7 protein-coding genes and 1 pseudogene are annotated in these 12517 nt (G+C 63.3%); 5 read left to right on the top strand and 3 right to left on the bottom strand.

Going from position 1 to position 12517, the window contains the following annotated elements; translation table 11 throughout:
* Nucleotides 1-85: 85 nt before the first annotated feature.
* Nucleotides 86-3535 carry a transcription-repair coupling factor gene (gene mfd, locus FHW69_RS16280; RefSeq protein ID WP_183424162.1) on the top strand — a complete coding sequence of 1150 codons (3450 nt, stop codon included), beginning with the start codon at nt 86-88 and terminating at the stop codon, nt 3533-3535.
* A gap of 23 nt (nt 3536-3558) precedes the next feature.
* On the opposite strand, the gene egtD is transcribed toward mfd, so the two are convergent.
* Nucleotides 3559-4542, bottom strand: a complete 984-nt coding sequence (egtD, locus tag FHW69_RS16275; protein WP_183424161.1) for an L-histidine N(alpha)-methyltransferase — start codon at nt 4540-4542, stop codon at nt 3559-3561.
* The gene (egtB, locus tag FHW69_RS16270; RefSeq protein WP_183424160.1) at nt 4539-5810 is read right to left on the bottom strand and encodes an ergothioneine biosynthesis protein EgtB; all 1272 of its coding nucleotides are present in this window, start codon (nt 5808-5810) and stop codon (nt 4539-4541) included. Before egtB ends, egtD begins: the two co-directional genes overlap by 4 nt.
* Before the next feature lie 221 nt (nt 5811-6031).
* Between egtB and FHW69_RS16265 the strand changes: the two genes are divergently transcribed.
* Entirely contained in the window at nt 6032-6475 is a 444-nt protein-coding gene (locus FHW69_RS16265; RefSeq protein WP_183424159.1) for a DUF6491 family protein, read from the top strand.
* Nucleotides 6476-6499: 24 nt separating this feature from the next.
* Here the strand turns inward: FHW69_RS16265 and FHW69_RS16260 are convergent, their stop codons facing one another.
* Complete coding sequence (locus tag FHW69_RS16260; RefSeq protein WP_183424158.1) at nt 6500-8062, bottom strand: MFS transporter; 1563 nt, start codon at nt 8060-8062, stop codon at nt 6500-6502.
* Nucleotides 8063-8191: 129 nt separating this feature from the next.
* Between FHW69_RS16260 and FHW69_RS16255 the strand changes: the two genes are divergently transcribed.
* The 3 genes and pseudogenes from FHW69_RS16255 to FHW69_RS16245 all read left to right on the top strand — a co-directional run.
* Nucleotides 8192-9085, top strand: coding sequence for a LysR family transcriptional regulator (locus FHW69_RS16255; protein ID WP_183424157.1), 894 nt, complete (start codon nt 8192-8194; stop codon nt 9083-9085).
* A 184-nt stretch (nt 9086-9269) separates the two neighbouring features.
* On the top strand, nt 9270-11687 hold the full coding sequence (locus FHW69_RS16250) for a type IV secretory system conjugative DNA transfer family protein (RefSeq protein ID WP_183424156.1): 2418 nt from the start codon (nt 9270-9272) through the stop codon (nt 11685-11687).
* Nucleotides 11688-12517: pseudogene (locus FHW69_RS16245) on the top strand (hypothetical protein); the annotation flags it as partial.

Here is a 12517-nt window from a genome sequence, read left to right as displayed (position 1 = left end):
TGTCCGGCACGGCGACATCCCGCACGGTCTTCACGACCGGGCGGGGTAGAATCGACGGATTGTCCCGCCGCCGTTGCCTCTTGCCATGCCCGTAAAGCTCCCCCGTCCGCCGCTTCCGGTTAATGCACGCACCCGCCGCTACTGGGCGGTGCCTCACGGCTCGGCCTGGGCGCTTCAGGTCGCCGAAGCGGCGCGGGACATCGACACGCTGCTGGTTGTGGTCACCCGCGACACCAAAAGCGCCGACAATCTCGAATCGGAGCTGGGCGTCTTTGCCGGCGAGCTTCCCGTGCTGCATTTCCCGGACTGGGAAACGCTGCCCTACGACGTGTTCAGCCCGCATCCGGAAGTGGTGTCGCAGCGCATCGCCACGCTGTACCGGCTGCCCACCACGAAGCGCGGCGTGCTGGTGGTGCCGGTGGCCACGCTCATGCAACGCATCGCACCGCGCAAGCACATCAGTGGCTCGGGCCTGGTGCTGAACAAGGGGCAGAAGCTCGATATCGCAGCCGAGCAGCGCCGGCTGGAATCGGCCGGCTATCGCAACGTGCCTCAGGTGACCGAACCGGGCGACTTCGCGGTGCGCGGTGCGCTGATCGACATCTATGCCATGGGTGCCAGCGAGCCGTACCGCATTGAACTGTTCGACGATGAAGTGGAATCCATCCGCACGTTCGATACGGAAACCCAGCGCTCGCAGCACCAGGTGGACAGCGTGGATCTGCTGCCCGCCCGCGAGTTCCCGGTCACGGACGAAGCGGCCAAGGGTTTCCGTGCGGCATTGCGCGATCGCTTCCCCATCGACATTCGTCGCTGCCCGCTCTATCAGGACATGAAAGAAGGTGTGACGCCGGGCGGCATTGAGTATTACCTGCCCCTGTTTTTCGCGCAGACCGAAACGCTGTTCGACTATATCGCCAGCGACGCGCTTTTCATTCTGGGCGACGGCGCACTGGAAGCGGCCGAGCAGTTCTGGACGCAGACCGGCGAGCGCTACGACCAGCGTGCGCACGATATCGAGCGCCCCGTTCTTCCGCCTGCCGAAATCTATCTGCCACCGGAACACTTGCGCGAGCAGTTGAACAAGCAGGTGCGCATCGACGTGGTGCCCGCGGGTCGCGAGCATGCCGTGGATCTGGGCACGCAACCCGCACCGGACGTCACGCTGAATCGCAAGGGCGAGGAACCGGGCACCGCACTGCGCCGCTTCGTCAACGCGTACAGCGGTCGGATTCTCGTGGCCGCCGATTCGGCCGGCCGCCGTGAGGCGCTGATTGAACAGCTGGCCGCTGCCGGCATGAAGCCCGCGCTGGTCGATGGCTGGCGCGACTTCCTCGGCAAGGACGAACATCTCGCCATCACCGTGGCGTCGCTGGAAGAAGGCTTCGCACTGACCGACCCTGCGCTCACGGTGCTGACCGAGCGCGAGCTTTTCGGCCAGCGCGTGCGCACCGATCGCAAGAAGCGCAGCGGCGCGGCGCGCGATCCGGAAAGCATCATCCGCGACCTCACCGAGCTGTCGGTGGGCTCGCCCATCGTGCACATTGATCACGGCGTCGGCCGTTATCAGGGCCTGGTATCGCTGGACGTTGGCGACATGCCGGGCGAATTCCTGACCATCGAATATGCGAAGGGCGACAAGCTCTACGTGCCGGTGGCCCAGCTCGGTCTGGTCAGCCGTTACACGGGCACGGCGCCCGAACTGGCGCCGCTGCATTCGCTGGGCGGCGACGCCTGGGAGCGCGCGCGCAAGAAGGCGGCGGAGAAGGTCCGCGACGTGGCCGCCGAACTGCTGGGCATCTACGCGCAGCGCGAAGCCCGTCAGGGCGAAGCGCTGCCTGTCGACCGCCAGATGATCGAAGAATTCGCCAGCACGTTCCCGTTCGAGGAAACGGCCGACCAGCAGAACGCCATCGACGCCGTGATCGTGGACCTGGCCGCTCCGCGTGCCATGGATCGCGTGGTGTGCGGCGACGTAGGCTTCGGCAAGACGGAAGTGGCGCTGCGCGCGGCGTTCGCGGCGGCCACGGCCGGCAAACAGGTGGCGGTGCTGGTGCCCACGACCCTGCTTGCCCAGCAGCACTACCGGAACTTCGCTGACCGCTTCGCCGACTGGCCGGTGCGCGTGGATGTGCTTTCGCGCTTCAAGTCGAAGAAAGACGTGGATGCCGCGCTGGTGAAGCTGGCCGACGGACAGATCGACGTGATTGTCGGTACGCACAAGCTCTTGCAGCCGGACGTCAAGTTCAAGAACCTCGGCCTGGTCATCGTCGACGAAGAACAGCGCTTCGGTGTACGCCAGAAAGAAATGCTGAAGAAACTGCGCGCGGAGGTCGACCTTCTGACCCTCACGGCCACACCCATTCCGCGCACGCTGAACATGGCCATGAACGGTCTGCGCGACCTGTCGATCATCGCCACCCCGCCCGCCCATCGCACGGCGGTGCGCACGCTGATTTCCACGTATCAGCCCGCACTCATCCGCGAAGCCATCCAGCGCGAACTGGCGCGTGGTGGCCAGGTGTACTTCCTGCACAACGAAGTGGACACCATCGAACGCATTTCGCGTGAGCTGGAAGAACTGATCCCCGAGGCGCGTGTGCGTATCGCACACGGCCAGATGCCCGAGCGTGAACTCGAACAGGTGATGGCCGACTTCCACCGCCAGCGCTTCAACGTGCTGGTCTGCACCACCATCATCGAATCGGGCATCGACATTCCCACGGCCAACACCATCGTGGTGAACCGCGCTGACCGCTTTGGCCTCGCGCAGCTGCATCAGTTGCGTGGCCGCGTGGGCCGTTCGCATCACCGCGCGTATGCGTACCTGATCGTACCCGACCGCAAGGCGATGACGGCCGATGCCGAGAAGCGCCTGGAAGCGCTGGCATCGCTGGAAGAACTGGGCGCGGGCTTCACCCTGGCCACGCACGATCTGGAAATCCGTGGCGCGGGCGAGATGCTGGGCGAAGAGCAATCCGGCCAGATTCAGGAAGTGGGCTTCGGGCTTTACACCGAGTTGCTGGAGCGCGCCGTGCGCGCATTGAAGTCAGGCAAGGTGCCTGATTTCGACCTGACGTCCGAGCACGAAACCGAAGTGGAACTGCACGTCCCTGCACTTATCCCGGACGACTACCTGCCCGACGTGCACACGCGCCTCACGCTGTACAAGCGCATTGCCAGCGCGCGCGACGAAGACGGGTTGCGCGAGTTGCAGGTGGAAATGATCGACCGCTTTGGCCTGCTGCCCGATGCCACCAGGCATCTGTTCGCCGTGGCTGCGCTGAAGCTGATGGCCACGCCGCTGGGCATCCGCAAGGTCGACTTCGGCGCGAACGGTGGACGCCTCACCTTCCGCGAGAAGCCGGACATCGACCCGAGCGCCCTCATCCGCCTGCTGCAAACCCAGCCGCGCATCTTCAAGATGGACGGCCAGGACAAACTGCGCGTGCTGATGGAATTGCCCGGTGCGGCGGAACGCATCCGCACCGCGCAGGATCTTCTGGTGTCGCTGGGAGCACGTCGCCCCTCCTGATACACAGGGGCGCGTGGGTTCGATCAGGCCGCCATGGGGGCGCGAACAAGGTACTGCACGCTGAAACGTTCTTCAGCGTCCAGCCACACGTGCTCCACCGCGAGGCCCGCTTTGGCGGCAAGCTGGGCGAAGTCTTCCAGCGAATACTTGCAGCTGTATTCCACCTGCATGGCTTCGTCTTCGCGGAACGTGTAAATCTCGTTGCCCACGTGTACGTCCTGACGCGCGGTGCTGACCAGAGTGGTTTCGATGCGACCGACCATCGGGTTGTAGTGCGCGCGATGGCGGAAGGCGCCCAGATTGAAATCCGCACCCACCTCGCGATTCAGGCGCACCAGCATGTTGAGCGTAAATTCGGCTGTGACACCGGCTGCATCGTTATAAGCGGCCTCGATGATGGCAGGGTCTTTCTTCAGATCCACACCAATGACGATGCCGCCACCGTCGCTCATTTCCGCACGCATCTGGCGCAGGATTTTCACGGCGTCTTTCGCTTCAAAATTGCCGATGGTGGAACCCGGGAAGTAAATCACCGTACGACGCGGCGGACGTGCCGCCACCGGCAAACGGAGCGGCTGGGTAAAATCGGCGCAGACCGGCTGCATCGGAATATCGGGGAACTGGGTAGCCAGACCGGCCACGCTGTCGAGCAAGGCACTGCGTGAGATTTCCACCGGCACATACGCCACAGGCGCTTCCAGATGTTCCAGCAGCATGCGCGTCTTGATGCCGCTGCCACTGCCGTATTCCACGAGTCGCACTTCCGGGCCAAGCAATGCGGCGATATCGCCTGCGTGATCGCTCATCAACGAAATTTCGGCGCGCGTGAGGTAATACTCCGGCTGCTGACAAATCGCTTCAAAAAGTTCGGAACCGCGTTGATCGTAGAAGAGCCGCGACGGCAGGCGCTTGGGTTTGGCCGACAATCCGTGGCGTACGGTTTCCAGAGTGTTCTCGACGTCGGGGTGGCGATCATCCAGACGGATATCTTTGGGCTGCGCGCTCATCTATCGTTTCCTAAGCGGATTCCCGAAAACTGCCAGCGGGCATGTGGCGGGAAGAAATTCCGGTATGTAGCGCGGATGTGATCCTGGGGGGTGACACACGAGCCACCGCGCAGAATCCACTGTCCACACATGAACTTGCCGTTGTATTCACCGAGCGCGCCGGTCAGCGGTGCAAAACCCGGATAACTGACATAAGGGCTCATCGTCCATTCCCAAACGTCTCCGTACATCTGGAGCAAGGGAGCGGACGATTCAATGGCACGCGGATGAAACATGCCCGATTCCTGGAAATTGCCCTCGATCGGGAGCTGGGCAGCCGCCGCCTCCCACTCCCCTTCGCGCGGCAGCCGGGCACCGGCCCAGCGCGCAAAGGCGTCTGCCTCGAAGTAGCTGACGTGTGAGACGGGCGCGTGAGGATCAATCGCACGGCGACCCTGAAGCGTGAATTCGCTGTCCAGGGACTCGTCCCAGTAGAACGGCCGCGTCCACCGTTCTGACTGGACGGTGGCCCAGCCATCGGACAACCACAGGCCAGGGGTGCGATAGCCGCCATCCAGTACAAAAGCGCGATATTCGGCGTTGGTTACCGGACGATTGGCGATGAAGCCCGCCTGCCGGTAAATCTTGTGGCGTGGCTCTTCGTTGTCGAAATGAAAACCGTCGCCCGCGTAGCCAATCTCGATGACACCTTCGTCAAACGGTACATAGGCCAGCGCAGGCGCTGCTGCCGTGACGGCCCGCGGCCCGTCCGGCAAAAATGCCGGCGCCAGCGGGTTCAAGGAAAACGCATGCTTGATATCGGTCAGCAGGAGTTCCTGATGCTGCTGTTCGTGTTGCAGGCCCAGTTCCACAATGGCCGGCAATGTCTCATCGTCGCCGCGCGCCAGAAGCTCGCTGACCGCGTCGGTAACGCGCTGGCGATAGTCCATCACCTCGTCCAGCGCGGGGCGCGTCAGCAGGCCCCGCTGCGGGCGCGCGTGCATGGGACCGACCGACTGATAGTACGAATTGAACAGGTAATGCCATTGCGGATTGGCGCTGACATACGCCTCATCCCGGCCAAGCACGAACTGTTCAAAAAACCAGGTGGTGTGGGCCAGATGCCACTTGGTGGGGCTGGCATCGGGCATCGACTGCACCACCGTGTCTTCCGGCCGCAAATGCGCCGCAAGCGCGGCCGTCTGGTGGCGGATGCGTGAGAATCGCGCAAGAAGTTGGGCCGGGTTTCCCGAGGTATCTACCCCGGGCGCGCTCGCGCTGGCAGTCATGAAATCATCCATGCACGCGTGCGTGCTTCGTGGGCGGGGGCAGACGCGTGTTTCATCGGGAAACGATGCCTTAGAAAACGTTCAATCCATGTGATCGAACAACGGGGCAGAGGTTAACGAAGTCTGCACCTGTGTGAGTGCAGACCTCGCAATTGAGCTCGGGGCGGCCTATTGTGGGACATGGAGGCAGCCACCCCGGCAGCCTGTTGAAGGAGGGTTCCATGAACGCCGCTTTGCGTCACCTCTGTCTTGCAGCCGCTGTCCTTGGTGCTGGCGCTGCCGCCGCGCAGAATCCTCCGCCGCACAAGCCGCTGCGTCCCATATCCGAATGCCTGCGGGCAAACATGATCAGCGATTACCACGTGATCAATGACACCACCGCCATTCTGAGCAACGGTCCCAACCGCTTCATGGTGACGACCAGCGTGGCCTGCCCGCGCATGGACCTGGGTGGCGGCATCCGCTTCCGCGCCAATGAAGCCAATAAAGCCATGGCGCCCTTCTCCCTTTGCGGTGACATCAACGAACAGATCGTCCGCCGCGACGATCCGCCGTGCCCGGTCGCCTCGGTCGAGCGCATTGACGATGCCACCTACAAGTCGATGTCAACGCGCAAAGGCGTGCATCACGGCAACGGCGCTGGCATCAGCGGCATCGTTCCGTAGCCACGTGGTGAGGCTGGCTGCGCGTCAGCCAGCCTCATCGGAAACCAGGGCGCGTTTGCCATCGGCAAAGGCAAGGAAGCTCGCGCCAGCAAGAAGCCATGCGGCGACGCCCCCATAAAGCATGATCCAGCCGAAGCCATTGACCAGCGCTTCGCGCGCCAGCGCCGTCCATGTCTGCGGACTCCACGCACCCCACGTTGCCGGCTCCGCCAACGTCAGATGGCCTGACACCATGCCGCTGGCCAACGCCCGCCACGACGCATCATCATCCGGCCCGGCGAGTGCGCCCTTCAAGTGGTGCAACACGCCTTCCAGCAAAACGAAACCCATCAACGCGATATTGATGGCAAGCGAAATCATGCGTGCACTCATGTCGATGCCCGACGCCATGCCTGCGCGCGCCGCCGACACCGAGCCTGTGGTGGTGTTGGTGACCGGCGTGTTGGTCATGCCCAGTCCCGCGCCCGCCAACACACAGCCCGGCAGGACGGTCAGCCAGCTGGCATGTTCGACACTGCTGCCAATCTTCATCAGGAAGAAACCAAGGCCGATGGTGAACAGGCCACCCGGAATCACCCTGCCCGGCCCATATCGCAGCGCCAGCCGCTCGCCGATGGGCGGGAATACCAGTGTGGGAAGCGTATAGGCCAGCAGTGACACACCTGCGGCTACCGCGCCGTAGCCAAGTGCGCTCTGGAAATAAATCGGCAGATAAATGATGAAGGGCCAGAAGCTGAAGTTCATTCCCATGGAACCGAAGATCGCGCCCGAGAAGTTGCGTATGCGGAACACCGAAAAGTCGAACATCGGATGCGTGTGACGAAGCTCTACCCGCACAAACACGATGAAGCTCGCGGCGCTGGCCACAAGAACCGCACTCGACAAGGTGCTCGCCGCGAAGCCAGTGTCCGCACCCTGGGTGATGAACCAGGCCAGCCCCAGCACCGCCAGTGAAAGCGACACCGTGCCAGCAACATCCAGCTTCTTCGCCTGCGGGTCGCGCGATTCCTCCACGCCCACATACGCGAATCCGAAAGCGAACATCGCCACCACCACATGAATCCAGAACACCCAGCGCCAGTCGGCCACGGCAACGATCAAGCCACCAATCAGCGGGCCAAAACCGAGACCCACGCCGAAGATGATGCCCCACATGCCGAAGGCCCGGCTGCGCGGTGCGCCGCTGGGAAACTGATTCGACAGGATCGCCACCAGACAGATGAGCATGGCGCCGCCACTCGCGCCCTGAAACGCACGGCTGACAATCAGCACTGCCGTGCTCCATGCCAGACCGCAAGACAGCGAGGATATGGCGAACAACACGATGGCCACCATGAAGACGCGCTTGCGGCCAAACCGATCCGCCAGCGTGCCGGTTGCCATCAGTACGGCCGTGGTCGCGATGGTGTACGCATTCATGATCCACTGCACGTCTTTGAAGTTGCTGTGCAGCAGCGATTCCAGCATCGGCAGGATGACCGGCACGCTGGAAATCTCCACACCAAACATCAGGGCGGCCAGACAGACGGCTGCCAGGGCAATACCGTTGCGTGGGTGTCGGGAGGGGGAATCGGCGTGCGTGTGCATGGCTGGGGTGCCCGTGAAAGAGAAAATCGGCGATTGGCCGCTGGGCGGTGAGTTTAGGGGAATGCAATTCCCGTATGGTCGCCCGCTATTCCCGTATATGCTTCCCTTACGGAACCAATGGGGTGTGCCATGAATGACCGGCTGGAAGGTGTGTCCACGTTTGTGCAGGTGGTCGAAGCAGGCAGCTTTGCGCTGGCTGCGGAACGGCTGGATCTCACGCGCTCGGCCGTGGGCAAGGCGATCGCGCGGCTGGGCGTGCGCCTGCTCCACCGGACCACTCGCAACCAGTCGCTCACCGCCGAGGGGCAGGCGTATTACGAGCGGTGTTTGCGCGCACTGTCGGAACTGGATGCCGCCGAGGCGGATCTCGATCAGGGACGCCTGGAACCCACTGGCCGGCTGCGCGTTAGCGTGCCCAATGCGTTCGGGCATTTCTGCGTGGCGCCCGTATTGCTCGGCCTGATGCAGAAGTATCCGAAGTTGCAGGTGGATCTGTCTTTCAGCGACCGCCGCGTGGACCTTGTCGAGGAAGGATTCGATCTGGCCATCCGCGTGGGCGACCTGTCCGACACCGACACCCTCACCGCGCGCAGTCTGTGCACGCAGCACATCAGCATTGGTGCGTCACCGACGTATCTGGCAGCGCACGGCACACCGTCCTCGATTGAGGATCTGGATGGGCATACAGGCATCGGATATTCGCGTGCGGGCGCGCTGGCACCGTGGGATGCGAAGGCTGCGGATGGTCGTTCGCATCTGGTGCGCATCCAGTCGCGGATCAGCATGGACGACATTCAGGCGATTGCGTCGGCGGCCATTGATGGCGTTGGACTCGCCTGGCTGCCGTGCTGGTTGCTCGCACGGTACGTGCGAAGCGGGCAACTGGTGGCCGTAATGAATAACTATCGTGTGCGCTCGCAGGAAATTTATGCGGTGTGGCCAACGGTAAGGCATCTGCGCTGCAAGACGCGCGTGGCGGTGGATGCGCTGGTGGCGGAGGTGCCCGGGTTGATGGATGCGTGAGGGCTGCGCCTCACCAAAAGAAACGCCCTCCGGAAAAAAGTTGCTCGCGATACGACGCATCACAAAGCACCCGCCAACCTCATCACTTTCCACCCGTGACGTGTGCCCATCGACTCGGCGCGTCTCGCGGCGCTGTGCCATCATCGTCTGACACGGATCGTATTCACCTTCTTGAGGACCTGGCATGGAGCCATGGGCAAAGCGTTTTTGTGCGCTGGTTTTTGTATTCATTGCGCTGGTCGTTTCGATGAGCGTAGCCAGTGCCCTGATTTCCTGGGTGTACAACGTTCGGCATCCGGTGCATGGCCCCGTGATGACCTTGGTGCTCTGGAACAACCTCAGCGCCCCCAACATCAAACCGATCGCCACCGGCCTCCTCTGCTGGAGCCTTGCTGGCTTCCTTCCCACGCTGCTGTTCTTTGCGTGGCTGGGCTGGCAATTGCACGACTACCAGCGCCGTCGCTGGCCCACACCGATTCCACCGTTCATCACCCCGCGCAAAAGCGCGCTGACCTGGTCGGCGCAGCGCCATCGCGGCATCACGCTGGCCAGCCATTACCGGCTTGGCAAGGCCGCCCCGTATGCAACCTCGGTCCTGCTCGCCGGACGCAATCCGCGTCGCACGCTGGCCCACGGCATTCTGCCCACCCTTCGTTACGTCGAAGGGCCGGTGCTGGTCGTTGACCTTTCCGCCAACGCGTTCGCCTTCACGGCCGGCTGGCGCGCCCAGGCCGGTCACCCCATCGTGCACCTTGCGCCGTTCGGCGGCGGTCGGCGCTGGAATCCGCTGCGTCATGCGTGGACCTCGCACGGCTGGTGCCAAGACCGACTCACCCGGCTCGCGCAACGCTGGTACCCGATCCGTGAGCGCGGCGACGAACTTCTGGCCAGCCAGACGCAGCATGCGTTCGTGACCCTGGTCCACGCGCTGTACGACATCTACATCGTCTCCGACCAGGCGCACATGGTCTCGCCGGTCGATCTCTATCAGCTATGCGCACCCACCGAAGGCACGGCGGATCGGCGTTCGCTGGCCGCCCTGATGGCCCATCCCGCGCTGAGCGCGGCCACCCGAAACGCTCTCGGCACCTGGCTGGCGCTGGATACACCCACCATCGGGCGCATCTGGGAAGCACTTCGCCCTCCGCTGAGCGTCTACGCGCAGGCCGGCGACGGCGCGTCCATGACCCGAAACGACACCCTGTTCGGCGACCACCGCGCGCGGCACACCACGGTCTATCTCAGCATCCCGCCCTCCCATCGCGCCCATGCCGCGTTACTGGTGGATACCTTCATCATGCAATGGCACGAGCAGGTCATGGCCGACGCGCCGGACGCGCTGCCGCTGGTGGTGCTCTACGGCGCGGACACCGTGGGTCCGCTGACCACTCTGATCCGGGGACCGGACACACTGCGCTGGCTGGCCACGGTGGACGACCTGGCCAGTGTCGCCACGATGTACGGCCACCACACCGCTGCCTTCCTGCGCCGGTTTGGTCTGTGCGTGGCGCAGGCGCCCGTGCATCAGGTCGCGGCGGATCGGCTCGCACCGATGCTCACCGATTTTCTGGCCGCTCATTCGGACCCGCGACGGGCGATGAGCAGTCCGGCCACGCCCGCGCAATTGCTGACGCTGCGCGACGACGAGCAGATCGTGGTCGGCCGCACGCCCGAACGTCCCGTGCGCTGTCGCGTGCCGCGCCTGCCCCCGAAGCGCCTGCCCCCACCGTTCACCCCGACCGAAGGAGAACCCATGCCCGTGCCCAAACCGGTCGTCCTGCTGGCCGCCTCGATGATGGCCGCCTGTCGCGGCCCGATCACACCACCGCCCTTGCCGCCGGACGACACGCTGAAAACCCCCTGCGACGGGTTGCCACTCGAGACCGTCTCGTCACACGAACTGGTCCCCGCATGCCTCGGGCCGTATCTCTTTCGACTACCGCAGAACCTGTTTTATCTGCCGTGGGTACAGGGCAAAGAGAAGGACATGTTCGATCTTTCCGTGCAGTGGGATTCGTTGCAGCCGTTACCGCCGGATCGGGATCGCTATGGGAAGCGCGAGTCGGCCACGACGTCGGTCACCATCGGTTACAACCATATACCCAGGCTGAGCGACGAGCGCTTCCGAACGCGACTACGCCGAATCATCGAGCCTCTGGACCCCAACGACCCGGTCGACCGTGCCAACCCGTCGCAAAATCTCGACTTGCGTATCCAGGGCGAGCCGATTTACGGGCTGACGCCGTACTACGCCGATCTGGATAAGGTCAGGGCCTACTACGTAAAGCACCACGGCCCCCAGACCCATGCTCACGAACCGGAGGCCAACGAAGACTGGTTCGTGCGCTTCGGTCCCGACGGCCTGCCCAGCACCGTGATCACTTGCACGTCCCATTTGCTCCCGACCGGTGCCCACGTGGAGTTAGGTCACGTCGTGGACGATGTGGCGCGCGACAAGAGTCGAGCGCTATGCACACATCACTTCCTGATCCCCGAATACAAGGTGATGGTCACGATGGACTATCTGCGGGTCATGATGCCGGACTGGGCCCGGCTGGAAGCCTATGCACGCGCCGTGCTGAAAAATGGACAGGTAAAATAAATGAACGGACGCAAGAGCGGACTAACCGCCAGGGACCTGCGCATCCTTGCCTTCTATGCGAAGGAGCGCAATCGCGAGCTCTACTGGAACTATCTGGCCCAGATCGAAGGAGAGAATGGTTACGGTCTGCTGGCGGCCGGGGTGGTGCGCCACGACAACATGCCCGGCAAGACGGCCAACCTGTTTGCGCAAGACCATGCCCGGGAGCACAACGACAAAGTGTTGACGGAACGGGAATGGGACAACTTCGGTGTGGACCTGATCCGGCAAGATCTGGCATTACGCCAGCGTTATCACGACGGCGGTCAACCAGAAAAAGCGCTTTGGCTGCCGGTTAAAGATGTTCAGAAAGCCCACGACAATAGCTTCGACAACATCGGCGTAGACCGCAACGCATGGACACCCCGCCAGGTTCTGGAAGCGGCCCGCCAGCATGGCGGCGAACAGGAAGCGGAAGACCTCTGGCGGCTCATGCGCAACAACGGCTTCATGGGCATGGGTCGGGGCGGCAGAACACTCACTAACGTGGTCGGCATGGAAAACATGTCGGTCAGCGAGCGCTCCACCTACCTCCTGCACATGGCCCGGGCGTACCTGATGTCGACGCAGGACCTTCCGCATGTTCGTCCCGATGAGATCGGGCAGGAAGACCACTCCTTCACGCGCAATCTGGACGGGAGCTGGAGCGAAACCTTGCGCTACAACCTGCCCTTCGGCATGTCGCTGCCGGCGACCCGGGAAGTGACCGATCCGGATCGGCACAGGGAACTGGAAGACACCTGGCACCTGCGTCTGGAACGCGAAGCGGCCCGCAAGCGGTTTCATCCGGA

Origin of the sequence: Luteibacter sp. Sphag1AF (assembly GCF_014192715.1) — a bacterium.
Taxonomy (GTDB): domain Bacteria; phylum Pseudomonadota; class Gammaproteobacteria; order Xanthomonadales; family Rhodanobacteraceae; genus Luteibacter.
Note: the sequence above shows the minus strand (reverse complement) of the source record. Positions and strands in the feature narration are given on the sequence as shown.